Annotated in this window: 24 protein-coding genes; 14 read left to right on the forward strand and 10 right to left on the reverse strand. The window is 71.5% G+C overall.

Going from position 1 to position 24,016, the window contains the following annotated elements:
- Positions 1-47: 47 nt before the first annotated feature.
- Positions 48-548, reverse strand: a complete 501-nt coding sequence (locus tag ACZ56E_RS30455; RefSeq protein ID WP_468609672.1) for an ATP-binding protein — start codon at positions 546-548, stop codon at positions 48-50.
- Between the two features lie 158 nt (positions 549-706).
- Here ACZ56E_RS30455 and ACZ56E_RS30460 point away from each other — a divergent pair, with 158 nt between their 5' ends.
- From ACZ56E_RS30460 to ACZ56E_RS30470, 3 genes are all read left to right on the forward strand, one after another.
- Entirely contained in the window at positions 707-1,567 is an 861-nt protein-coding gene (locus ACZ56E_RS30460) for a helix-turn-helix domain-containing protein (protein ID WP_468609670.1), read from the forward strand.
- A gap of 103 nt (positions 1,568-1,670) precedes the next feature.
- Positions 1,671-1,886, forward strand: a complete 216-nt coding sequence (locus tag ACZ56E_RS30465) for a DUF397 domain-containing protein (protein WP_362995613.1) — start codon at positions 1,671-1,673, stop codon at positions 1,884-1,886.
- 103 nt (positions 1,887-1,989) lie between these two features.
- Positions 1,990-2,787 (forward strand): SAM-dependent methyltransferase, encoded by a 798-nt coding sequence (locus ACZ56E_RS30470; RefSeq protein WP_471219026.1) that lies wholly within the window; start codon positions 1,990-1,992, stop codon positions 2,785-2,787.
- 37 nt (positions 2,788-2,824) lie between these two features.
- Here the strand turns inward: ACZ56E_RS30470 and ACZ56E_RS30475 are convergent, their stop codons facing one another.
- Positions 2,825-3,304: an anthrone oxygenase family protein gene (locus tag ACZ56E_RS30475; protein ID WP_471219028.1), complete on the reverse strand. Its 480-nt coding sequence runs from the start codon at positions 3,302-3,304 to the stop codon at positions 2,825-2,827.
- A 214-nt stretch (positions 3,305-3,518) separates the two neighbouring features.
- Positions 3,519-4,277: a DUF2293 domain-containing protein gene (locus tag ACZ56E_RS30480; protein ID WP_471219030.1), complete on the reverse strand. Its 759-nt coding sequence runs from the start codon at positions 4,275-4,277 to the stop codon at positions 3,519-3,521.
- Between the two features lie 99 nt (positions 4,278-4,376).
- Here ACZ56E_RS30480 and ACZ56E_RS30485 point away from each other — a divergent pair, with 99 nt between their 5' ends.
- The 3 genes from ACZ56E_RS30485 to ACZ56E_RS30495 all read left to right on the forward strand — a co-directional run bounded on the left by ACZ56E_RS30485 (position 4,377) and on the right by ACZ56E_RS30495 (position 6,068).
- Positions 4,377-5,009 (forward strand): nucleoside/nucleotide kinase family protein, encoded by a 633-nt coding sequence (locus ACZ56E_RS30485; protein WP_471219033.1) that lies wholly within the window; start codon positions 4,377-4,379, stop codon positions 5,007-5,009.
- A gap of 103 nt (positions 5,010-5,112) precedes the next feature.
- Positions 5,113-5,529 (forward strand): PPOX class F420-dependent oxidoreductase, encoded by a 417-nt coding sequence (locus ACZ56E_RS30490; RefSeq protein WP_468609660.1) that lies wholly within the window; start codon positions 5,113-5,115, stop codon positions 5,527-5,529.
- A gap of 119 nt (positions 5,530-5,648) precedes the next feature.
- Complete coding sequence (locus ACZ56E_RS30495) at positions 5,649-6,068, forward strand: CBS domain-containing protein (protein WP_471219035.1); 420 nt, start codon at positions 5,649-5,651, stop codon at positions 6,066-6,068.
- Positions 6,069-6,128: 60 nt separating this feature from the next.
- Here the strand turns inward: ACZ56E_RS30495 and ACZ56E_RS30500 are convergent, their stop codons facing one another.
- Positions 6,129-7,256, reverse strand: a complete 1,128-nt coding sequence (locus ACZ56E_RS30500) for a magnesium and cobalt transport protein CorA (RefSeq protein ID WP_468610045.1) — start codon at positions 7,254-7,256, stop codon at positions 6,129-6,131.
- A gap of 164 nt (positions 7,257-7,420) precedes the next feature.
- On the opposite strand from ACZ56E_RS30500, the gene ACZ56E_RS30505 reads away from it, so the two are divergent.
- Complete coding sequence (locus tag ACZ56E_RS30505) at positions 7,421-8,269, forward strand: methyltransferase domain-containing protein (RefSeq protein ID WP_471219037.1); 849 nt, start codon at positions 7,421-7,423, stop codon at positions 8,267-8,269.
- Between the two features lie 603 nt (positions 8,270-8,872).
- Here ACZ56E_RS30505 and ACZ56E_RS30510 read toward each other — a convergent pair.
- Both ACZ56E_RS30510 and ACZ56E_RS30515 read right to left on the reverse strand, forming a co-directional pair.
- Positions 8,873-9,832 (reverse strand): carbohydrate kinase family protein, encoded by a 960-nt coding sequence (locus ACZ56E_RS30510; protein ID WP_471219039.1) that lies wholly within the window; start codon positions 9,830-9,832, stop codon positions 8,873-8,875.
- A 17-nt stretch (positions 9,833-9,849) separates the two neighbouring features.
- On the reverse strand, positions 9,850-10,761 hold the full coding sequence (locus ACZ56E_RS30515; protein WP_471219041.1) for a pseudouridine-5'-phosphate glycosidase: 912 nt from the start codon (positions 10,759-10,761) through the stop codon (positions 9,850-9,852).
- Between the two features lie 108 nt (positions 10,762-10,869).
- On the opposite strand from ACZ56E_RS30515, the gene ACZ56E_RS30520 reads away from it, so the two are divergent.
- Positions 10,870-11,235, forward strand: coding sequence for a cupin domain-containing protein (locus ACZ56E_RS30520; protein WP_471219043.1), 366 nt, complete (start codon positions 10,870-10,872; stop codon positions 11,233-11,235).
- Positions 11,236-11,257: 22 nt separating this feature from the next.
- Here ACZ56E_RS30520 and ACZ56E_RS30525 read toward each other — a convergent pair whose 3' ends face one another.
- The 3 genes from ACZ56E_RS30525 to ACZ56E_RS30535 all read right to left on the reverse strand — a co-directional run bounded on the left by ACZ56E_RS30525 (position 11,258) and on the right by ACZ56E_RS30535 (position 14,084).
- Positions 11,258-12,520: an MFS transporter gene (locus ACZ56E_RS30525; RefSeq protein ID WP_471219045.1), complete on the reverse strand. Its 1,263-nt coding sequence runs from the start codon at positions 12,518-12,520 to the stop codon at positions 11,258-11,260.
- 45 nt (positions 12,521-12,565) lie between these two features.
- Positions 12,566-13,120 (reverse strand): methylated-DNA--[protein]-cysteine S-methyltransferase, encoded by a 555-nt coding sequence (locus ACZ56E_RS30530; protein ID WP_468609647.1) that lies wholly within the window; start codon positions 13,118-13,120, stop codon positions 12,566-12,568.
- 61 nt (positions 13,121-13,181) lie between these two features.
- Positions 13,182-14,084, reverse strand: a complete 903-nt coding sequence (locus ACZ56E_RS30535; RefSeq protein WP_471219047.1) for a glycerophosphodiester phosphodiesterase — start codon at positions 14,082-14,084, stop codon at positions 13,182-13,184.
- A gap of 274 nt (positions 14,085-14,358) precedes the next feature.
- On the opposite strand from ACZ56E_RS30535, the gene ACZ56E_RS30540 reads away from it, so the two are divergent.
- From ACZ56E_RS30540 to ACZ56E_RS30565, 6 genes are all read left to right on the forward strand, one after another.
- The gene (locus tag ACZ56E_RS30540) at positions 14,359-15,240 is read left to right on the forward strand and encodes an MHYT domain-containing protein (RefSeq protein ID WP_471219049.1); all 882 of its coding nucleotides are present in this window, start codon (positions 14,359-14,361) and stop codon (positions 15,238-15,240) included.
- 83 nt (positions 15,241-15,323) lie between these two features.
- Positions 15,324-17,468 (forward strand): excinuclease ABC subunit UvrB, encoded by a 2,145-nt coding sequence (gene uvrB, locus ACZ56E_RS30545; RefSeq protein WP_468609641.1) that lies wholly within the window; start codon positions 15,324-15,326, stop codon positions 17,466-17,468.
- Between the two features lie 155 nt (positions 17,469-17,623).
- Positions 17,624-18,202: a TerD family protein gene (locus ACZ56E_RS30550; protein WP_219692232.1), complete on the forward strand. Its 579-nt coding sequence runs from the start codon at positions 17,624-17,626 to the stop codon at positions 18,200-18,202.
- A gap of 68 nt (positions 18,203-18,270) precedes the next feature.
- Entirely contained in the window at positions 18,271-20,229 is a 1,959-nt protein-coding gene (locus ACZ56E_RS30555) for a TerD family protein (RefSeq protein ID WP_471219052.1), read from the forward strand.
- Positions 20,230-20,480: 251 nt separating this feature from the next.
- Positions 20,481-21,479 carry a TerC family protein gene (locus ACZ56E_RS30560; RefSeq protein ID WP_471219054.1) on the forward strand — a complete coding sequence of 333 codons (999 nt, stop codon included), beginning with the start codon at positions 20,481-20,483 and terminating at the stop codon, positions 21,477-21,479.
- Positions 21,480-21,566: 87 nt separating this feature from the next.
- Positions 21,567-22,667, forward strand: coding sequence for a calcium:cation antiporter (locus ACZ56E_RS30565; protein WP_471219056.1), 1,101 nt, complete (start codon positions 21,567-21,569; stop codon positions 22,665-22,667).
- Here the strand turns inward: ACZ56E_RS30565 and ACZ56E_RS30570 are convergent.
- The gene (locus ACZ56E_RS30570; protein WP_471219058.1) at positions 22,657-23,967 is read right to left on the reverse strand and encodes an MFS transporter; all 1,311 of its coding nucleotides are present in this window, start codon (positions 23,965-23,967) and stop codon (positions 22,657-22,659) included. The two genes, ACZ56E_RS30565 and ACZ56E_RS30570, sit on opposite strands and share 11 nt — an antisense overlap.
- Positions 23,968-24,016 lie beyond the last annotated feature (49 nt).

The following is a 24,016-nucleotide window of genomic DNA, read 5'->3' on the forward strand; positions in this document are numbered from 1 at the left end:
GCGCCCACGCCGTTCTCAGCGCGCGCCGTCACCGGCGCGCGCGGTCCTCACTCACACGTCGGCACCGGCGAGGCCGCCGACCGCCGCAACTCCGCCCACACCGTGAGCCCGAAACCGGGCCCCGCGTCGTGGACGCCCCACGCGCTGCTCACCGCGTCGACAAGGAGCAGTCCCCTCCCGTGCTCCTCGTCGGCCCCCCTGTGCGCGGGGCGCGGCATCCCTGAACCGCACCCCTCGTCACGCACGGCTATTCGCAGCTTCTCCGGATCCGCGCAGAGCTCGCAGATGATCCGCCGGCTCGCGGTGTGCACCACGGCATTGGTGACCAGTTCGGAGAGAACGAGTGCCGCCGCGTCGCAGGCGTCGTCGTCACGCACCGCCCACCGGTCCAGCTGCGTGCGCATCAGGCGTCTCGCCTGTGCGACGGAGCCCGGACGCGGTGCGAGGGCGAAACTGACGCAGACCTCGGCGGCCTCGGGCCACGCCTCGGCGAGATCGCCAAGTCGGCCTTCAGCGGCGTCGGTTCGTAACGGCGCGGGCGGAGTCACGCTCTCCACTATCGCCCCGCCCAGAACACCTTGGCAAGACCCACTCTGAAAAGTGCACAGTGGCGTGTTCCTTCGTGACAGCGCATGGCACACTGCTCGCTACAGCTCGCGGTGCGGTGTGAGTTGAAGCAACGCGGAGTCAGGTGGAGGTAGGAGACGTGAGCGAACCGCGGTCAGCCCCGACCGTCGGCCAGGTCGTTCTCGGTCGTCGCCTGCAGGATCTGCGCGAGAGCGCGGGCCTGAAACGCGAGGAGGCGGCGAAGATCCTCCGCGTCGCCCCCGCCACCGTCCGGCGCATGGAGACGGCCGAGGTCGCGCTGAAGATCCCGTATCTCCAGCTGCTCCTGAAGTCCTACGGCGTCGCGGACGACGAGGCCGACGCCTTCGTCACGCTCGCCGAAGAGGCCAACAAACCCGGCTGGTGGCAGCGGTTCCACGACATCCTGCCTGGCTGGTTCAGCATGTACGTCAGCCTGGAGGGGGCCGCCAGCCTCATCAGGTCGTACGAACCCCACTTCGTGCCCGGCCTCCTGCAGACCGAGGAGTACGCGCGCGGCGTGATGCGGTCCGGCGCCATCGGCCAGACCCGGCCCGCGGACATCGAGCGGTACGTGGCGCTGCGCATGGAACGCCAGTCGCTGCTCGCCCGTGAGGACGCACCCCGGCTGTGGGTGGTCATGGACGAGACCGCGCTGCGCAGGCCCGTGGGCGGCGCCGACGTGATGCGGGAGCAGCTCGACCGCCTCCTCGAAGCCGCAGAGCTGCCCCATGTCACCCTGCAGGTCGCCACTTTCGCGGCGGGCCCGCACCCCGGAACGTACGGACCGTTCGTGCTCTTCCGCTTCGCCATGGCGGAGCTGCCGGACATGGTCTACAGCGAGTACCTGACCGGCGCCGTCTACCTGGACGCGCGCAAAGAGGTGGCCACCCACCTGGAGGTCATGGACCGCATGGCGGCGCAGGCCGCCACCGCACAACGCACGAAGGAGATCCTCCGGGACCTCCGCAAGGAGCTGTGACATGGACCGACATCGAGCCGGAACGCGCCCTGCCGGTCCGCGTTCACCCGGAGCCCGCGACGACTCGCGCAGCGAGGTCCGGGAGTCCCGGATATACAACGGCATGCCCGCCCGCGACCTGGGCACGGAGGGCTGGCACAAGCCCTGGAGCGGCGGCAACGGCGGCAACTGCCTGGAGGCCATGAAGCTGGCCGACGGGCGCGTCGCCGTGCGCCAGTCCGCCGACCCGGACGGCCCCGCGCTCATCTACACGCACGGGGAGATCACCGCGTTCATCGAGGGTGCGAAGGCGGGCGAAGCGGACTTCCTGCTGTCGTGACCGCCGCCCGCCGCCCGTTATCCGTCGCTCACCGCCCGTCACTCTTCGCCCGCCGCCCAGCCGTTCGCTGCCCAGCCGTTCGCCGTCGACGCTTGGAGTCCGCATGACCGACCCGTCGTACATCGACACCAGCAAGCCGCACCCCGCACGGATGTACGACTGGTTCCTCGGCGGCAAGGACAACTACCCGGTGGACGAGGAGATGGGCCGGCAGCTCGTCGCCATGGACGGGCGGGTCCTGACGACGGCACGGGCCAACCGGGCGTTCATGCAGCGCGCCACGCGCTGGCTCGCCTCCCAGGGCGTACGGCAGTTCCTGGACGTCGGCACCGGCATACCGACCGAACCGAACCTCCATCAGATCGCCCAGGCGATCGTCCCGGACGCCCGCGTCGTCTACTGCGACAACGACCCCATCGTCCTCGCCCACGCCGAGGCGCTCCTGCGCTCGACGCCGGAGGGCGTCACCGAGTACATCCAGGCGGACTTCCGCGAGCCGGCGAAGATCCTCGAAGAGGCCGGGCGCGTCCTCGACCTCGACCGGCCCGTCGCCCTGTCGCTCGTCGCGCTGCTGCACTTCATCGCGGACGAGGACGGCGCGTACGACCTGGTGGACCGGATGATGAGCGCCCTGCCGGCCGGCAGCCACCTGGTCCTCTCGCACGGCACGGCCGACTTCACCCCGGCCACCGCGAAGCAGGCCACGGAGCTCTACAAGGCGCGCGGCATGACCCTGGCGCTGCGCACGCGCGCGGAGGTGGAACGCTTCTTCGAGGGGTACGAACTGGTGGACCCCGGCGTGGAGATCCTCGACCGGTGGAAGCCGGAGCCGGGCGAGCCGGGGCCGGATCCCGAGGAGGGGCCGACACCGGGGTACGGCGGGGTGGCGCGCAAGCACTGAGCCTCCCTCCGGGGCCCGGGTCGCATCCCGGGCGACGTCAGGTCAGGCCCAGGACGAAGCACGCCGTCGCGGCGAGCGACGCGACACCGCGGACGTGATTCCACACGGTCCACTCTCTGACGTACGTACGCCAGTACGCGGCGCCCTCCGCGCTGTCCGGGTCGACCTTCGCGAGGGCGTCGTTGCGGGGGACGTTCGCCACGACGGTCACCCCGAACGAGCCGACCAGGTACAGCGCGCTGCCGAGCAGCAGCTCCACCGTGCCGTCGTCCGGCCAGAGCACGAACGTCACGACGGCGAGCACCGCGCAGAGCCCCGTCGCGCCCAGGAACAGGGCCATGAAGGCCGGGGTGACCGCGGTGACGTTGATCCGGTTCATCGCGGCGATGCCCTGGGCCGGGGGCAGCGCCGCGAGACCCTTCATCACGAACGTGGAGAACGCGGCGAAGACCCCGGCGACGAGGCCGCAGGCGAGAGCCCCGAGCACGGTGAGCACGAAGTACGGTCCGTCGATCATGACAACTCCCGTGATGGCTGGGGTGGTTACGTCGGAGGAGGAGGCTACGTCGGGCGGCGGGCGCGAGTGATCCTGCAGTGCTGCCTCGATCCACCACAAGTCAATTCCCGTCGGCGCGCGCCCGCCATACGTGACGCTCGCGGCCGCATACGCCACCGTCTCGGGGGCCGTTACGTGCCTGCCAGGTGGCCGTCACGTGCCTGCCCGGCGACCGTTACATGCCTGCCAGGCGCAGCTCGTCCTCGTCTTCGTCCCGCGGTTCGCGCCACTTCCGCAGCGTCGCCTGCACCGCGGCGCCGATCCGCCGCCGCGCCTCCCCGCGCGGCACCCCGCTCATGAGCAGCCGGTCGTACGGCGTGGCCGTGTGCCGCACCGCCGCCACGACCGCCGCCGTCACCGCACCCTCCGAGAGCGCCCGCCCCGCCGCGCTCCGCCCCACCCGGCCGCTGCCCCGCACCGACGCGTGGGCGGCGACGGCGCGGGCCCGGTCCTGCGGGCAGCCGGGAAAGATCCGCCGTATCTCCGCGGCGAACGCCTCCGTGAACCGCACGTCCTCCACGGCCCGCCGCGCCGCGTCGCGCGCCCGGCGCCGCGCCCGCGCCTCCGCGTCGGCCAGACACCGCTCCTCTGCGCGCGCGAGCGCGGCCTCCTCGACGAGCACCCCCTGCCGTTCGTAGCGGCCACGGCGGCGGTGGAAGCGGACGACCACGGCCGAGAGGCCGCTGTCCTCGCGGGCCCGTCGCGTGAGCGCCGTGTCGCCGCGCGGCAGATACACGAGGTGCCCGAGGTCGGCGCAGTCCAGACAGCGCGGCTCGCCGCCCTCCACGACGAGCAGCGGGAGCGGCCCGGAACGGCACTCCGCACAGTGCCTTCGCCGCAGCGGCTGGAAGACCAGGAGTCCGGCGCGGGCGGACGGAACGGCGGACGGAACGGCGGACGGAACGGCGGACGGAATGACCGGAGAGCTCGTCATGCCCCTTTCATCCCCGCGACCGTTCTCCGTGAAGCGGCGCCTCCGGTACCTGTGCCGGTGCCGGTGCCGGTGGGTTTCGGTGCCGGGCATCATGGGCCCGTGCGACTCGAACCGATCACCTGGGAACGCCTGGCCGACACCCTCGCCGACCGTCTGCTCGACCTGAAGACGGCCGACGGCGGCCCGTGGACGCGGGTGGCCGTCGACGGGGCACCGGCCGCAGGCGCCGGTGAGCTGGCACGCCTGGTGGGCGACGCGCTGCGCCCGCGGGGGCGGAGCGCGCTGGTCATCGGTACGGAGGGCTTCCTGCGGCCCGCGTCGCTCCGCTTCGAGTACGGCCACGAGGACGTGGAGGCGTACTACAGCGGGTGGTTCGACATCGGCGCGCTGTGGCGTGAGGTCTTCGGGCCGCTCGACCCCGGCGGCACCGGGCGGGTCCTGCCCGATCTGTGGGACCCGGCGACCGACCGCGCGACCCGCAGCCCGTACGTCGAACTCCCGCCCGGCGGCCTGCTGTTGCTGCACGGCCCCCTGCTCCTCGGCCGCTGGTTCCCGTTCGACCTGACCGTGCACGTGCGGCTGTCGCCGGGTGCCCTGAAGCGGCGCACGCCGGAGAGCGAGCGGTGGACGCTGCCGGCCTTCGAGCGGTACGAGGCGGAGGTGGACCCCGCGGCCGCGGCCGATGTTGTGGTGCGGGCGGATGACCCCCGGCATCCGGCGTGGAGCGGCTGATTGGAGTGGCTGGCTGGCGTGGCCGACTGGAGCGGCTGACCTGCTCGGAACGTGATCGCCCCGAACTCTTTATATGCACGTGCATCTAGTCTAGAGTGCGGGCATGACGACGAACTCGCACGTCCGACCGATTTCCATCGACGACTCCGTCCGTGCCCTCCTGGACGGAAAGAACTTCGCCAGTGTCGCGACCCTGGGTCCCGGCGGTGCGCCCCACAACTCGGTGGTGTGGGTCAAGCGGGACGGCGACGCCGTGCTCTTCTCCGCCACCGCGGGCCGGCAGAAGGTCCGCAACCTCGAACGCGACCCGCGCATCAGCCTCTCGATCTACGACCTCGCGAACCCGTACGCCTCGGCCGAGATCCGCGGTGTCGCCGAGATCCTCCCGGACGAGGGCAAGCGGCTGCCGTACGAGCTCTCCCACAAGTACCTCGGCATCGACCCGCCCGCGGAGAAGGACGACGAGGTCCGGGTCATCGTCCGGGTGACCCCGCGCAAGATCGTCACGTTCGCGCCCTGACCGGCCCGGTCCTGCGGGCTCCGGATGCGGGCCGGCGCGGGCGCCGCGAGAATGAGGAGCGCCGGGCCCAGCCGCGCCTCCGCGCCGCTCCGGACACCGCCCGGCGACGGGAGGCAGTGATGACCACCGCCGGAGACATCATGCACCGGGGTGCCCAGTGGATCCCCAGTCACGAGACCCTGGACCGCGCGGCCCAGTTGATGCGTCAACTCGACGTGGGCGCGCTGCCCATCAGCGACGAGAACGAACGGCTCTGCGGCATCCTCACCGACCGCGACATCGTCGTCGGCTGTGTGGCCATGGGGCACGACCCCGCCCAGGTCACGGCGGGCGACATGGCCAAGGGCACCCCGCGCTGGATCGACGCGGGCGCCGATGTCGGCGAGGTCCTGCGGGAGATGCAGGGCCACCAGATCCGCCGACTGCCGGTGATCGAGAACAAGCGGCTCGTCGGCATGATCAGCGAGGCCGACCTCGCCACCCACCTCACCGACGACCAGCTCGCCGGCTGGGTCGAGAGCGTGTACGCCAAGGGGTGACGCGTGTACGCCCTGGGGTGACCCGGGTATGCCAAAGGGTGACCCGGGTGGTGTGCCGCCTCACAGCCAGCCGTTCCGCCGGAATCCCCGGTACAGCAGCACACAGGCCGTCACGATCACTGACATGACGAGCGGATAGCCGAACCGCCAGCGCAGCTCCGGCATGTGATCGAAGTTCATGCCGTACATGCCGCAGACCATCGTCGGCACCGCGATGACCGCCGCCCATGCGGTGATCTTCCGCATGTCCTCGTTCTGCGCGACCGTCACCTGTGCGAGGTGGGCCTGCAGAATCGAGTTCAGCAACTCGTCGAACGCGGCGATCTGTTCGGTGGCCCGCTTCAAGTGGTCGTCGACATCCCGGAAGTACGCCTGTATCTCCGGGGCGATGATCCGCATCGGCTGGGTGGCGAGCACCTGGAGCGGACGGCCGAGCGGCACCACCGCCCGCTTCAGCTCGAGCAGTTCGCGCTTGAGCTGGTAGATCCGGCCCGGGTCGGCCCGCGCGCCGTCCGGGGCGAACACATCCGTCTCGACCTGGTCGATGTCCGACTGCACCGCGTCGGTCGACGCGAGATAGTCGTCCACGACCTGGTCGGCGATGGCGTGCAGCACCGCGGCCGGGCCCTGGGCGAGCTGCTCGGGCGAGGCCTCGAGCTCCTCGCGCAGCGGCCCGAGCGAACCATGCCTGCCGTGCCGGACCGTGATGACGAAATCCTGGCCCACGAAGACCATGATCTCGCCGGTGTCCACCACCTCGCTGGTCGCGGTCAGCTCGCCGTGTTCCACATAGCAGACGGTTTTGAACACGGCGAACAGCGTCTGGTCGTACCGCTCCACCTTGGGCCGCTGGTGCGCGTGCACCGCGTCCTCCACCGCGAGCGGGTGCAGCCCGAAGAGGTCGGCGATGTCGGCGAACTCGTCCTCCGTCGGCTCGTGCAGTCCCAGCCAGACGAAGCCGTCCCCCGACTTGCGGATCCGCTCCACCGACTCGACCAGATCACGGCCCTGCGGCTCGCGCACCCCTTCCCGGTACGTCACGCAGTTCACCACCGACGAGCCCAGCGGGGAGCGGGCCGGGTGGCTCAGGTCGACGCGGGTCCCGCGGCGGGCCAGGCGCGCGACCTTCCGCAGGCCGCCTACTCTGCGCAGGCCACCGACCTTGCGCAGGTTCCCGACCTTTCGCAGATTGCCTGCCATCGACATAGGGGCTCCTCGCAGTGACGACTTGGCGTGCCAGTCTGACAGCACCGTCCGGCCGCCCGCCAAGGCCTGTGGGAACGGAGTGCTCCGTTCCGGATTGACCGGTTCTGCCTCCCGGGAGCAAGCGGGACAACTGGGATGATCAGGGCATGACGCAAATCGACGGTCATCTTCTCGACCCCCGGCAGTACGCCGGCCCCCGGCAACTCGCCGAGCACCGGCAGCTCTCCGCCGCCCGGCAGTCCGAGGCCCGGTCGCGCTCCGATGCCTTCGCCGCCCTCTTCGACCCCACCACCTTCGGGCACATCGAGCGCCTCGGCATCGGCCCGGGCTGGCGCTGCTGGGAGGTCGGGGCGGGCGGCACCTCCGTGATCTCCTGGCTCGCCCGGCGCGTCGGCCCCACCGGCCGGGTCCTCGCGACCGACATCGACACGTCGTGGCAGACGCGGGCGGCGCGGGCGCCCCTCGAAGTGCGGATCCACGACGTCGCCGCCGACCCGCCGCCCGCCGGAGGCTTCGACCTCGTCCACGCCCGGCTAGTCCTGGCCGACGTCGCCGACCGGGAGCAGGCTCTGGCGTCGATGCACAAGGCGCTGCGGCCCGGCGGCAGACTCCTCATCGAGGAGCCGGACCCGGCGCTCCAGCCACTGGCCTGCCCCGACGAGCACGGCCCCGCCCAGGAGTCGGCGAACCGGCTGCGCCGCGCGGTGTGCGCACTGCTCGCGGAGCGCGGCGCCGACATGGCGTACGGGCGCGGGCTGCCCCGGCTGCTGCGCGACGCGGGTCTGCGCGGGGTGGAGGCCGACGCGTACTTCCCGCTCGCCTCACCGGCCTCGGCAGCCCTGGAGACCGCCACGCTCCAGCAACTCCGCCCCGAACTGACCGCCGCGGGCCTGGCCACGCCCGAGGACATCGACCAGCACCTGGCCGACCTCGCGACAGGCACCCTGGACCTGGCGGCCCCGCCCCTGATCTCGACGTGGGGGAGGAAGGCGTAACCGGCGCGCGGCCGGAACGGCGCGTGTGGAGGGCGCGGCGGCTGTGTGTCAGCACCCTGGCTGGAGCGGCGGGCGTGCCGGGCGGCGACCACCCGATCGGGGTTGGGGCACGGCCGGGGTTGTGGCACACGGGAGGAAGGCGTAACCGGCGCGCGGCCGGAACGAGCGCGTGCGGAGGGCGCGGTGGCTGTGTGTCAGCACTCCGGCCGGAGCGGCGGGCCTGCCGGGCGGCGACCACCCGGCCGGGGTTGGGGCACGGCCGGGGCTGTGGCACACGGGAGGAAGGCGTAACCGGCGCGCGGCCGGAACGCGCGTGTGGAGGGCGTGGCGGCTGTGTGTCATCACTCCGGCCGGAGCGGTCGGCGGTGGGCCGGCGACCATCCGATCGGGGTTGGGGCGCAGCCGGGGTTGTGGCACACGGGAGGTAGGCGTAACCGGCGCGCGGGCCAGAACGGTGCGTGTGGGGGGCGTGGCGGCTGTGTGTCAGCACCCTGGCCGGAGCAGCGGGCGTGCCGGGCGGCGACCACCCGGCCGGGGTTGGGGTACGGCCGGGGTTGGGGCTCAGCCGGGCTTGTGGCACAGCCGGGGTGTGGCGCCGGGATGTCACTTTGTCGATGTCGGGTCCGGTGGTCTGCCGCCGACCCGTTCCACGGCCCGCGCCCCCGCCCGGCACCCCTCCGCCGCCGCCTCGCCCAGCTCCGCCCCGGCGAGCCGCGCGGCGAGGAACGCGGCGGTGAACGCGTCGCCGGCCCCCGTCGAGTCGCACACGTGCGCGGGCACCGCGGGGACGCGGACCAGCACCCGTCGGTCCCGCGCCACCAGCGCCCCTTCGGCGCCCAGCTTGACCACCACGGCCGGAAACCGGTGGCTCAGCTTTGACGCCGCGTCCGCAGGGTCGGGGAGCCCCGTGAGCAGCTCGGCCTCGTCCCGGCTCGGCAGCAGCACGGCCACCCCCTCCACCGCCGAGAGGAACCGCTCCACACCCGACTCCGCGAGGAACCCCGCCGACGCGGGGTCCACGGTCACCGGCACCCCGCGCGCGTGGGCCGCGGCAAGGGCCGCGCGGGCCGCCGCCCGGCCGGGTTCGGCGAAGAACAGGTAACCGGAAAGGTGCAGCAGGGCCACGCCGTCGAGGAGGTCCGGGGACCAGTCGGCGGGGGAGAGCCGCAGCGCGGCACCGCTGTCCGTGAGGAACGTCCGCTCGGCCGCGGCGGCGCCGTCCACCAGACAGATGACCGTCCCCGTAGCCGCCTCCGGATCGACGACGAGCCGAGGCCGCACCCCCGCGCGCGTGAGCGCGGCCTCGTGCCACGCCGCCGCGTCGGCACCGACCCGCCCGAGGAGTCGTACGTCCGGGCAGCCCTGGTGCGCCGCCCAACAGGCCACGTTGGCGCCCGCGCCGCCGGGCACGGTACGGATTGCGGCGGCCGTGTCGGTGCCGGGGGCTAACGCCGTACGGTGCCGGGCCACGATGTCCGTGACAACGTCTCCGACGACCAGCAGGCCACCGGAGCCCGAGGGCACGGTCGCCCGCTCCCTCACCGGCTCCGCCCGCTTCGTCACCGGCCCTGCCCGCTTTCTCACCGGTCCCGCCCGGCCCAGGCCGTCGCGATCCGCCCCGCGAGCCGGACGTTGCCGCGGACGGCCGCGAGGTTGGCCTCCAGCGACGCGCCCCCGGTGCGCCGCACCAACTCGCCCAGCAGGAACGGCGTGACCGCCTGCCCCGTGATGCCCCGCTCCTCGCACGCCTCCAGTGCCTCGGTGAGCACGCGCGCGTGGAGCAACGGATCGAGCTGCTCGTCGCGCGGCACCGGGTTGGCCACGATCAGCGCCGACTCAGGTCCACCGAGCGCGTCCTGAGCCCGCATCACCTCGGCGACCTCCCCGGGTGTGTGCAGCGTCCAGTCCACCGGGTGCCCGGAGTCGGCGAGATAGAAGCCGGGAAAGCGGTCGGTCCCGAACCCCGCCACCGCGACGCCCAGCGTCTCCAGGCGCTCCAGTGTCGCCGCCACGTCCAATATCGACTTCACGCCCGCGCACACCACCGTGAGCCGCGTGCGGGCGAGCAGCCCCAGGTCGGCCGACTCGTCCTGCGACTGCGTCCACTGCCGGTGCACACCGCCGAGCCCGCCCGTGGCGAACACCCGCAGGCCCGCCCGTGCGGCGAGCAGCGCCGTCGCCGACACCGTCGTCGCCCCGCTCGCGCCCGTCGCGACGGCGAGCGGCAGATCGCGGTGGCCCAGCTTGCGGATGCCGTCCTCGTTCGCGACCCGGTCCAACTGCCCCTTGTCCAGGCCGACCCGGGGCGTCCCGTCCAGTACGGCGATCGTCGCGGGGACGGCGCCCTCGTCCCGTACGGCCGCTTCGAGTTCCTCGGCCACCTGGAGATTGCGCGGGCGTGGCAGGCCGTGCGCGATGATCGTGGACTCCAGGGCCACCACGGGGCGTCGCTCCGCGACAGCCGTCTGCACCTCGTCGGACACCACCAGCACGGGCCTGCCTCCTGCCTGTCGGGTCTCCCCTCATCCCTGGCGGGCGGCGCGTCCCGGCAAACCCCCGCCCGCGAGCGGCCTCCCGGCCCCCGGCTAGGGTGACCGGCCATGACCACGAATGATCAGACTGTTGCGTCTTTTGCCGTGCACATTCCGGATGTCGAGCTGGAGGCCGAGCCGCTCGACCCGGCACAGATCGTCTCCGGCGACCCGGTGGTGACCGGCAAGGTGCTGTGGGAGTCCGCCGACGGCAAGCAGCTGCGCGGCATCTGGCAGATCACGCCCGGCGTGGTCACCGACACCGAGGCCAACGAGCTGTTCGTGGTCGTCAGCGGCCGCGCCACCGTCGAGGTCGAGGGCGGCAACACCCTGGAGATCGGCCCGGGCGACGCCGCCGTGCTGCGCGAGGGCGACCGCACCACCTGGACCGTGCACGAGACGCTGAGGAAGGCGTACCACATCACGCTCCCGTGACCACTGGGCACGCGGCACGCGGTCAGGCCTTCTTGACCGCCCTGCGGACGGCGAGCGCGGCCATCGGCAGCAGTATGCAGACGCCGACGAGGTTGAGCCAGCCGTAGCTCGCCCGCGCCACGATGAGACCGGCGGCGGCGCCACCGATGCCCGCCGCCGCGTTCATCGTCAGGTCCGACAGACCCTGCACGGCGGCCCGGGCGGGCTGCGGCACCGAGTCGGTGAGCAGCGCGGAGCCGGAGACCAGCCCCGCGGACCAGCCGAGGCCCAGCAGGAAGAGCCCGGCGGCGGTCTGGCCGTGGCTGGGCCCCGCCGTGCCGGCGAGCAGCGCGGCACAGCACAGCAGCCCCACCGCGAGCCCGATCACGGAGAGCCTGCCGAACCGGTCCGCGAGCCAGCCCATCACCGGCGAGAACGCGTACATGCCCGCGATGTGGCCGCTGATGACCAGGCCGACCAGTTGCAGGCTCGCGCCGTGGTGCCCCAGATCGACCGGGGTCATCACCATGATCGAGACCATCACCGTGTGCGACGCGGCCACCGTCACCAGGGCGAGCCGCGCCATCGGAGACGCGGCCACCGCGGCGATGCCGGCCTTCAGCGAGCGGCTCTGCGCGGTCCCGCTGTCCTGCGGGGCCAGCGCGCGTGCGGTGAGCAGCGGGTCGGGACGCAGCAGCACCGCCACCACCAGCGCGGCGGCCGCGAAGATCCCGGCGGCGAAGAGGAAGGGTCCTGCCGCCTCGGGAATGGCCGTGTCGGTGAAGAACCGGCTCGTGGGCGCGGAGATGTTCGGGCCGAGCACGGAGCCGATCGTGGTGGCCCAGATGACATGGGAGATCGCCCGGCCGCGCCGGTCGGGCTCGGCGAGGTCGGCCGCGGCGAACCGCGCCTGCAGGGTGGCCAGCGAACCCGCCCCGAAGGCCGCCATGCCGAGCAGCAGCAGGGCGAAGCTCTCGACGACCGAGGCGAGCACGACGATCCCGGCGCCCAGCGCGCCGATCACATAGGCGAGGACGAGCCCGGCCCGCCGCCCGCGCGAGTTCATCAGCGCGGCGAGCGGCAGCGACAGCAGGGCCGTGCCCGCCACGGAAGCGGTCGGCGCGAGACCGGACAGCGCCTCCGTGCCGCTCACGTCGGTGGCCAGCATCGGAGCCAGCGCGATGCCGATCGGCACCCCGAGTCCGCCCAGTATCTGACTGGCGATCAGTACCGCGTTCGTACGGCGGCGGAGGGCGGGCAGCGCCTCCGGCCCGGGTATGTCAGGGGCGTCGAGGGTCGAAGTCACTGACGCAGTGTGCCAGGGCGTTTCCCCGCACGGAACGGGCAGTTCTCAGAACAGCGGCTGCGGCAGCACACCTTCCAGGGCCAGCAGCTGCCGCTTGGTCTCCAGGCCGCCGCCGAAACCGCCGATGCCGCCGTCGCTCTCCACCACGCGATGGCAGGGCACCACGACCGGCAGCGGGTTGGCGCCCATCGCGAGGCCCACGGCCTGGGCCGCACCCGGGCTGCCGACCCGGCGGGCGAGGTCCCCGTACCCCACCACCGTGCCGTACGGCACGCCGGAGGCGAGCTCGCGCAGCACCTGGCGGTTGAAGCCGGATATCAGCGACCAGTCGAGCGGCAGGTCGAAGTCGCGCGGCTCGCCGGCGAAGTAGGCCGCGAGCCGGCGGATCGGCTCGGCGAGCAGGGGAGAGTCCGGCGCGTGGACCGGCTCGGCGCCCAGGCGGGAGCCGAGCCGGTCCAGGGTCGTGCCGCGCACCGCCTCGGTGGCGTGGAAGGCCACGGTGACGAGCCCTTCGCCGGTCGCGGCGAGCAGCAGCGGACCGATGTCACTGTCCACGACGGCCCACACGGCCGCACGCTGGTCCTGCGCAGAGGCGTTCATGCGGACCACCGTACGACCGGCCACTGACAACGCGGCCGGACGGCGGCGGCAGGGGTACCTGTCAGTCGTCGCGCAGCGCCTTGCGTACGACGTCGGGCTTGTTGGTGATGATGCCGTCCACGCCGAAGCCCGCCACGCGCACCGCACCGGGCGCGTCGTTGACGGTCCATGTGAAGATCTCCAGCGGCTTGCCGTGCGGGCCCTTGAGATCGTGGATCGCGGCGACGTAGTCGGCCGAGATGGACGTGTGCGTCGAGTTGATCTGGTCGGCGAACCGCGCGTAGGCGGGCAGGTCGGCGACCGCGGGGGTGCCGAGGAAGCCGGTCTTCACATCGGGCCGCAGCTTGTGGACCGTCTTCACGCTGTCCGCGCTGAAGCTCTGGATGACCAGCCTGCTCTTGACGTGGCGCCGGTCGAGCCAGCCCTCGTTGCGCAGCACCTGAAGGCCCTGCTTCTCGATCCCCGGGTACAGCTCGGGCTTCTTGAACTCGAAGACCAGCTTCTGGTGGTTGTGCGACACCCGCCGCATGTACTGCTTCAGGGTCGGCACACGCTCACCGGCGAACTCCGGGCCGAACCAGCTGCCCGCGTCGAGTTTCGCTATCTCCGCCGCCGTGAAGTCCGCGACCTTCCACGGAGCGCGGTCGGGGAAGAGCTCCTCGACGTTCGTCGTCCGCTTCAGGGTGTCGTCGTGCATGATCACCAGCTCGCCGTCCTTGGTCCGCTGGACGTCGTTCTCGACCCAGCGGAACCCCATGGCGCGGGCCTTGTCGATGGCCGCGAGGGTGTTCTCCGGAGCGTACGCGGAGGCACCCCGGTGGGCGACGACCAGCGGCCTGTCGTGCCGGGCGGAGCTCGATGCCGTGGGGGCCGTGTGGGGCTGCGCGGTGGCGCTGGCGGTGGGGAGGACGAGTGCACCGGCTCCCAGGAGGGCGACGGTGGTGGCGGCAGCACGTGCGTACACGGGTACTCCTCGCGTCGTGTGATCGCGGACCGGTCGAGAGTGACAGTCCACTGCCAACGGGAAACAGGTGCAGGATGGCCACAGGTTGAACGGAGTCATCAAAGACGAGGACCCCGCGCGTGGGGAAAGCGATTCTTTGCCGGAAAATCGTTCGAACGTCCCGGCGTGAGCTTTACTCTCTGCGTCAGCCGACGGTCTTTCATATGACCGACGGTAGGGGGTATATGGCACGTTTCATGGCATTTGGGCACGAAAAGCGGAAGGGCTACCGCGCATGCAGGGCACGGTCGACGGGTTCAGCTACGGAGTCGTCACACCGGTGGTGGCCTATCTCATGGCCTGCCTCGGGGGCGCGCTCGGCCTGCGCTGCACGACCAGATCGCTGCTCGTCGCGCACTCCTGGCGGCCCGGCTGGCTCGCGCTCGGCTCGGCCGCGATCGGGTCCGGCATCTGGACCATGCACTTCGTGGCGATGATGGGCTTCACGGTGGAGGAGGCCCCGATCCACTACGACAAGGCGCTGACCTTCGCGAGTCTCGCCGTCGCCATCGTGATGGTCGGCATCGGTATCTTCATCGTCGGCTACCGCGGCGCCACGGGCACCGCCCTCTTCACCGGCGGCACGATCACGGGCCTCGGCATCGCCTCGATGCACTACCTCGGAATGGCCGGTATGCGTCTTCGCGGGACGCTGGAGTACGACACCCTGACCGTCGCCGCCTCCGTGGTGATCGCCATGGCCGCCGCGACCGCCGCGCTCTGGGCGGCGGGACAGGTCAGGGGAATCCTGTGGAGCCTCGGCGCCAGCCTCGTCATGGGCCTGGCCGTGAGCGGCATGCACTACATGGGAATGGCGGGGCTCAGCGTCCATCTGCACGAGTCGGGCGCCACGCCGCCGGGCGACTCGCCCGCCGAGATCCTCGCGCCCATGATGATCGGGCCGCTCGCCTTCCTGCTCCTCGCGGGCGTGATCGTGATGTTCGATCCGCTCATGATCATGGGCGGCCAGGCGGACGTCAGGAAACCCCCGCACGGCGGCCGCGCCCGGCAGTCCTACCCCGTCCCGCGCTCCGGCGACCGGCACGTGCCCGCCCGCCGCAGGACCCGGCCCAGGCCCCGCACCCGCCCCGGCTCCCGCTCCCCGCAGAACTGGTGAGCGGGCCGCGCCACCGGTGACCCGGACGGCGCCGGACGGCCGATCCTGCCCGGTTGTCAGTGCGGGGTCGTACGGTTGATTCCATGCGGCCCGTATCCAAGATCGAACGCACGGTGGCACCTTTCGAGGTCGTCAGTCCGTACCAGCCCAGCGGTGACCAGCCGGCGGCCATCGCCGAGCTGGACCGACGCATCCGCGCAGGTGAGAAGGATGTCGTCCTCCTCGGCGCGACCGGCACCGGCAAGTCGGCCACCACCGCGTGGATGATCGAGAAGCTCCAGCGCCCCACCCTCGTCATGGCGCCGAACAAAACACTGGCCGCCCAGCTGGCGAACGAATTCCGCGAGCTCCTGCCGAACAACGCGGTGGAGTACTTCGTCTCGTACTACGACTACTACCAGCCCGAGGCGTACGTCCCGCAGTCCGACACCTACATCGAAAAGGACTCCTCGATCAACGAGGAGGTCGAGCGCCTGCGCCACTCCGCGACGAACTCGCTCCTGACCCGCCGCGACGTGATCGTGGTCGCCTCGGTCTCCTGCATCTACGGCCTCGGCACCCCGCAGGAGTACGTGGACCGGATGGTCCCGCTCAAGGTCGGCGACGAGATCGACCGCGACCAGCTCCTGCGCCGCTTCGTCGACATCCAGTACACGCGCAACGACCTGGCGTTCACCCGCGGCACCTTCCGCGTCCGCGGCGACACCATCGAGATCTTCCCGGTCTATGAGGAACTGGCCGTCCGCATCGAGATGTTCGGCGACGAGATCGAGGCGCTCTCCACCCTCCATCCGCTCACCGGCGAGGTCATCAGCGACGACGACCACCTGTACGTCTTCCCGGCGTCGCACTACGTAGCGGGACCCGAGCGCCTGGAGAAGGCGGTCAACGGCATCGAGAAGGAGCTCACCGAGCGCCTCGCCGAGCTGGAGAAGCAGGGCAAGATGCTGGAGGCCCAGCGCCTGCGCATGCGCACCACGTACGACCTGGAGATGCTCCGCCAGATCGGCTCCTGCTCCGGCGTCGAGAACTACTCCATGCACTTCGACGACCGCGCCCCCGGCACCGCCCCCAACACCCTCCTGGACTACTTCCCCGAGGACTTCCTCCTCGTCCTGGACGAGTCGCACGTCACGGTCCCGCAGATCGGCGCGATGTACGAGGGCGACGCCTCCCGCAAGCGCACCCTCGTCGACCACGGCTTCCGGCTGCCCTCCGCGCTGGACAACCGCCCCCTGAAGTGGGAGGAATTCCTCGGCCGCATCGGCCAGACGGTCTACCTCTCGGCCACCCCCGGGAAGTACGAGCTCTCGCGCGGCGACGGCTTCGTCGAGCAGATCATCCGCCCCACCGGCCTCGTCGACCCCGAGGTCGTCGTCAAGCCCACCGAGGGCCAGATCGACGATCTGGTGCACGAGATCCGCCTGCGCACCGAGAAGGACGAGCGCGTCCTCGTCACCACGCTCACCAAGAAGATGGCCGAGGACCTCACCGACTACTTCCTCGAGCTGGGCATCCAGGTCCGCTATCTCCACAGCGACGTCGACACGCTGCGCCGCGTCGAGCTCCTGCGCGAGCTCCGCGCCGGTGAGTACGACGTCCTGGTCGGCATCAACCTCCTGCGTGAAGGCCTCGACCTGCCCGAGGTCTCCCTGGTGGCGATCCTCGACGCCGACAAGGAGGGCTTTCTGCGCTCCGGGACCTCCCTGATCCAGACCATCGGCCGCGCCGCGCGCAACGTCTCCGGCCAGGTCCACATGTACGCCGACAAGATCACCCCGGCCATGGAGAAGGCCATCGACGAGACCAACCGTCGCCGGGAGAAGCAGATCGCGTACAACACGGAGCGGGGCATCGACCCGCAGCCCCTCCGCAAGAAGATCAACGACATCGTGTCGGCGATCGCGCGCGAAGAGGTCGACACCGAGCAGCTCCTCGGCTCCGACTACCGCAAGCCCAAGGCGGGCAAGGGCGCCAAGGCCCCCGTGCCCTCGCTCGGCGGCGAGGCGGCCACGTCCGCCAAGGCGAAGGCCAAGGGCAAGAAGGGCGCGGAGACCGTCCCGACCGACCGCCCCGCGGCCGAGCTGGCCGCGCAGATCGAGGAGATGACCGAGCGCATGCGCGCGGCCGCCGCCGACCTCCAGTTCGAGATCGCCGCCCGGCTGCGCGACGAGGTGTCCGAGATGAAGAAGGAACTGCGCCAGATGAGGGAGGCGGGACAGGCCTAGAAGGCCTCTTGGGGGAGGGGATTCGGCGTACTGCCCGGTCTGTTGCAAGACCGCCACAAAGTGCGGCCCGCGGTGCTGCTCCGCAGGTCGCACTGCATAGGGTGCTGGGCAACCGCAAGAGGCGGTTGCCCAGGCAGTTCGAGAGGGGACAGCGCGTGACGGTCAATATGACCAAGGGTCAGGCCATCAGCCTGCAGAAGGACGACGGGGGCGCCCTGTCCGCGGTGCGCATGGGACTCGGGTGGCAGGCGGCCCCGCGCCGCGGCCTGTTCGGCTCGCGCACCCGCGAGGTCGACCTGGACGCCTCGGCGGTGCTGTTCGCGGACAAGCAGCCGGTGGATGTCGTGTTCTTCCGTCATCTGGTCAGCGACGACGGCTCGGTGCGGCACACCGGGGACAACCTCGTGGGCGGCGTCGGCCAGGGCGGGGACGACGAGGCGATCCTCGTCGACCTCCAGCGGGTCCCCGTCCACATCGACCAGATCGTCTTCACGGTGAACTCCTTCACCGGGCAGACCTTCCAGGAGGTGCAGAACGCTTTCTGCCGCCTGGTCGACGAGACCAACGGCCAGGAGCTCGCGCGCTACACCCTCGACGGCGGCGGTCAGTACACCGCGCAGATCATGGCGAAGGTGCACCGCGCGGGCACGGGCTGGCAGATGACGGCCATCGGCAACCCGGCCAACGGCCGCACCTTCCAGGACCTGATGCCGTCGATTCTGCCGCACCTGTAAGCACCATCCGCATGTGAGCACCATCCGCATGTGAGCACCATCCGTACGTACAAGGGGGAACGAACGCGATGACGGCCGAGCTGGTGCGGGGGCAGAACCACCCGCTTCCCGCGATCCGCCTGGAGATCCGCGTATCGGCCGGCCGGCCGATCGTGGCGGGCGCCACGCTCGGCGACGACCGGGGCAGGGTCCGTGGCGTGGAGTGGGTGGCCCACCCGGGATCGCCCACCCTGCCGGGCCTCGAGGTGTCCAAGCAGGCGGCGGCCGACCACCGCCTCGCCGTGGACCTCGACGCGCTGCCGGACACCGTGCACCGGGTCAGCGTCCTGCTGGCGCTGCCCGTCGGCGCCGGCGCCCCCGGCAGTTTCCGCGCCCTCGCCGCCCCCTTCGTGGCGGTCACCGGGCTCGACGGCACCGAGATCGCCAGCTACACCATCACCGACCTGGACGCCGAGTCCGCCGTCGTCGCCCTGGAGCTCTACCGCCGCCAGGCCGCCTGGAAGGTCCGCGCCGTCGGCCAGGGGTACGCGGCAGGCCTCGTGGAGATGCTCACCGACCAGGGCCTGCCCCAGGCCCACGAGCTGACAGCCGCAATCAACGCCGCCGTGTCCCAGGGCCTGTCCCGCTCCGTGGCACAGCCGCCACCCCGCCCCACCGACGACACCCGTGCCCGCACCGGGCCCCAGGCCCGGACGGCCACCGATCCGACCCCGGCCCCCCAGAGCCAGGCGACCACGGACCGGGCTTCCGGGCCGCAAGGTCCGGCGGCCCCTGCCACCACACCACCCACCCCGCCGGGCACCGGCGGCCCCGTCGACTACACCCACCCGGGACGACGCTCGGCCACCGCGCCCCCGTCGCCCCCTCCCGCCGTGCCCCCGGGCCAGCCCGGGCAGCAGGCCCAGCCCGTTGCCGGGGATGCCACCGGATGGTCACCGGAGGAGCGGCTCTACAACCAGGTGTGGGGGATGTTCGAGGACCTGGCCCGCACCACGGCGGCGTACCGCAGTGCCGTCGACTTCGCCGACTCCCGCATGGAGCAGGAGCTCGACAAGGTGCTCTCCGACCCGCGCAGCCGCATCGGCGGCGCGGCCGACCCCGCCCGGGAGGCCGCCCGCGCCAAGCACGCCGACCTCGTCGACCGGGCCAGGGCCGCCCTCGACCGCGACCTCGCCCAGCTCGCCGCCGAGGCCGACGTCGTCGAGCCCGCCCTGCCTCCGGCGTACGCGGCGTGGCACAGCCCCGTCTGGCACGCCTACCGCGCGCCCATGGAGATCCCGATGGCGCTGCGCCTCGGCGATCTCCACCTCCCCGAGCGCGTAGACCTGCGCATCCCGCTCCTCGTCCGGCTGCCCCTGGAGCGTGGCCTGTGGATCGACAGCGGCAAGGCCCTGACCAACCACGCCACCGACGCGACCGAGCTGCGGCGGCTGGCCGTCGACACCGCCGTCGCGCACGCGGCCCGGCTGCTCGCGGCCTATCCGGCGAACGAGTTCCAGGTGCACGTCATCGACGCGGCGGGAGCCGCCGCCCCCGCTCTCGCGCCGCTCGTGACGGCCGGTGTGCTCGCCGGGCCTCCGGCCTCCGGCGCGGCCGGCGTCTCCGAGGTGCTCGCCAAGCTCACCCAGCGCGTCGACCTGGTGCAGATGGCCATCCGCGGCGGTGCCGCCGACGCGCTGCCCCCGGACCTGGACACCGCCGAGCAGCTCCTGATCGTCAACGACTTCCCGCACGGCTTCGACGACCGCGCCGTGACCCAGCTGCGCTATCTCGCGGACGAGGGCCCGGCCGTCGGCGTGCACCTCATGATGGTCGCCGACCGCGAGGACGCCGCGGAGTACGGCCCGCTGCTCGACCCTCTGTGGCGCGCGCTCCTGCGGCTGACGCCGGTGCCCGACGACCACCTCGCCGACCCGTGGGTCGGTCACGCGTGGACGTACGAGCCCCCGGCCATCCCGCACGGCAGCCAGATCCTGCGGCGGCTCCTCGACCAGGTCGCCACGGCCCGGCGCAACGGCGGGCGTTGACGGTAAAGCGACTTTTGCACCGCCCTGACCAGGGCTTTTAGTTTTCCTTTGCCATCTCCTTTACCAATGCTTGGTGTTTCGCGTACTCTTCTATCAGCGGAGGGGAGTACTCCCGGCTGCGACGTACCCGTCAATACGGACCGCCATCGGTCCCGGGGCGTCGGCCCGATTCATGGCGGTGACCGCCTCGGGTGGAAGAGACCTCCGGCAGCGACGACGCTGATCAGTAGCCGTACGAAGCCGGAGGCGCAGTGGACGTTTCAATGACCATGTGGGTGACGACCGTTCTCGGTCTGTGTGCCCTGATCGCGGTCGACTTCTTCATCGGGCGCAAGCCCCATGACGTGTCGATCAAGGAAGCCGGAATCTGGACGATCGTCTGGATCGTCCTCGCCGCACTCTTCGGTGTCGGCCTGCTGGTCGCGGGCGAGAGCCAGGCGTCCGGCGAGTTCTTCGCGGGCTTCATCACCGAGAAGTCGCTCTCCGTCGACAACCTCTTCGTCTTCATCCTGATCATGGCGAAGTTCTCGGTGCCGAGCCATCTCCAGCAGCGCGTGCTGCTGTTCGGTGTGCTGATAGCGCTGGTCCTGCGAGCGATCTTCATCGCCGCCGGCGCCGCCGTCATCGCCAACTTCTCCTGGGTCTTCTACATCTTCGGCGCGTTCCTGATCTACACCGCCTGGAAGCTCATCCAGGAGGCGCGTGCCGACGAGGAGGAAGAGGACTGGGAGGAGAACCGCCTTCTGAAGTCCATCGAGAAGAAGTTCGGCGTCTCCGACCGGTATGAGGGCACCAAGCTGTTCATCCGGAAGAACGGCAAGAAGATCATGACGCCCCTCATGGTCGTCATGCTCGCCATCGGCACCACCGACGTGCTCTTCGCGATGGACTCCATCCCCGCGATCTTCGGCCTCACCCAGGACCCGTACATCGTCTTCACGGCCAACGCCTTCGCCCTGATGGGTCTGCGCCAGCTGTACTTCCTCATCGGCGGCCTGCTCAGGAAGCTGGTCCACCTCAGCTACGGCCTGTCGGTGATCCTCGGCTTCATCGGTGTGAAGCTCGTCCTGCACGCCCTCCACGAGAACGGCGTGCATGTCCCCGAGATCTCCATCCCGGTCTCGCTCGGCGTCATCTGCGGCGTCCTGGTGATCACGACGATCACCAGCCTCATCGCCTCCAAGAAGCAGGAGCGGCAGGCCGCGGCCGAGGCCGCGGACGACGCCCGGAAGGACAGCATCGAGGCCTGATCACGGCCTGACAGTCAGCTCTCCCGCCCGGCACCGGGCGGGAGACACCGAGTAGCGGCACCCAGGCGCCCGGGGCAGCATCGAGTCATGGTCACTCGGCTCCGGGCGCTCGGCATGCAGTGGACGGCCGTGGTGCCGGTCCTCGCGATCGTTCTTCTCGCGCTCACCTGGGGGCGGGACCTGCCGGGACCGGTCGTCGCCGTGGTCACGCTGGTCCTCGCCGGGGCGGTGCTCGCCGCCGTCCACCACGCCGAGGTGATCGCGCACCGCGTCGGCGAACCCTTCGGCTCACTCGTCCTCGCGGTCGCCGTGACGATCATCGAGGTGGCGCTCATCGTCACCCTCATGGCCGACGGTGGCGACAAGAGCTCCACCCTAGCCCGCGACACCGTCTTCGCCGCAGTGATGATCACCTGCAACGGCATCGTCGGCCTCTGTCTCCTGGTCGGCGCCCTGCGCCACCGCACCGCCGTCTTCAACCCGGAGGGCACCGGCGCCGCCCTCGCGACCGTCGCCACCCTGGCCACGCTCTGCCTGGTCCTGCCGACGTTCACCACCACCAAGCAGGGCCCCGAGTTCTCCACGGCCCAGCTGACCTTCGCCGCGATCGCCTCACTCGTCCTCTACGGCATCTTCGTCACCACCCAGACCGTGCGGCACCGCGAGTACTTCCTGCCCCTCACCAAACAGGGCGAGGTCATCGACACCGACGGCCACGGAGGGGGCCCCTCCTCCCGGACGGCGCTGCTGAGCCTCGGACTGCTCGCGCTCGCGCTGATCGGGGTGGTCGGCCTGGCCAAAGGCGTCTCCCCGACCATCGAGTCGGCCGTGGAGAGCGCCGGCATGCCGCACGCCGTCGTCGGCGTGATCATCGCGCTCCTCGTGCTGCTCCCGGAGACCATCGCGGCCGTGCGGGCCACCCGTCGCGACCGCGTGCAGACCAGCCTGAACCTCGCCCTCGGCTCCGCCATGGCCAGCATCGGGCTGACCATCCCGGCCGTCGCCGTCGCTTCCGTGTGGCTGTCGGGCCCGCTCGTGCTGGGGCTGAGCTCGACGCACATGGTGCTGCTCGCGCTCACCGTGATCGTCGGAACGCTCACGGTCGTGCCGGGGCGCGCCACGCCGCTCCAGGGCGGTGTCCACCTGGTGCTGTTCGCGGCGTTCCTGGAGCTCGCAGTCACCCCGTAGCGGCCGCCGGCTCGGGGCTCACGACCGGCCGTGTCTCCGGAAGCAGCGCGAAACAGCCGAGGCTCAGCAGCGCGATGCCCGACAGATACGCGGCCACACCCCACGGCTTCCCGTCCCCCTGCGCCGCCGCCGTCGCCACGATCGGGGTGAGCGCGCCGCCGAGCACCCCGCCGAGGTTGTAGCCGACCGCGGCGCCCGTGCAGCGCACCCGGGGCTCGTACAGCTCCGGCAGATACGCGCCGATCACCGCGAACATCGTGATGAACGAGAGCATCGCCACGAGGAATCCGGTGAACATCAGCAGCGGCTCCCCGGTCGAGAGCAGCGCGATCATCGGGAACATCCACAGGGCCGACGCGGCGCACCCGAGCAGGCACAGCGGCCGCCGCCCGTACCGGTCGCCGAGCACCGCCACCACCGGCGTCAGGGCGCCCTTCACCAGGACCGCCGCCATGACACAGGCCAGCATGACCGTGCGGCTGACGCCGAGCCGCTCCACGCCGTACGAGAGGGACCAGGTCGTCACGGCGTAGAACACCGCGTACCCGACGGCGAGCGCGCCGGCCGTCAGGAGCACGAGCCGCCAGTGTCCGCGCACCACTTCGGCGAGCGGCACGCGCGCGTGCTCCCGCAGGCGCAGGAAGTCCGGGCTCTCCGCGAGCGAGGAGCGCAGCGCGAGGCCCGCCACCACGAGCAGCCCCGCCGCCCAGAACGGCACACGCCACCCCCAGGCCGCGAACTGCGCGTCGGTGAGGGTCGCCGACAGGACGAGCATGACGCCGTTGGCCAGCAGGAATCCGATCGCCGGGCCGACCTGCGGGAAGCTCGCCCACAGGCCGCGCCGCTCCGGAGGCGCGTGCTCCGCGGTCAGCAGCACGGCACCGCCCCACTCGCCCCCGAGTCCGAGCCCCTGAACGAACCGCAGCACAAGGAGCAGCAGGGGAGCGGCGACCCCGATCGACCCGTACGTCGGTACGCAGCCGACCGCGACCGTGGCGACTCCGGTGAGCAGCAGCGACACGATGAGCACGGGCCGCCGTCCGTGCCGGTCGCCGATGTGCCCGAAGAGGACGGAGCCCAGGGGCCGCGCGATGAAGCCCACTCCGAAGGTCGCGAAGGCGGCGAGCGTGCCGGCGAGCGGTGAGAAGGTGGGGAAGAACAGCGGGCCGAGGACCAGTGCGGCGGCCGTTCCGTAGATGAAGAAGTCGTAGAACTCGATGGCGGTCCCGGCGAGCGAGGCGGCCGCGAGGCGCGGCAGTGACGGTGGTGCGGTCGGGCGTGGGGGCTTCGTGGTGCGCATGCCGGATCAACTACCCACAGTCACTGCCCGTAACGCATGGCAACTGCCT

It is taken from the genome of Streptomyces sp. NPDC039480 (assembly GCF_055597165.1).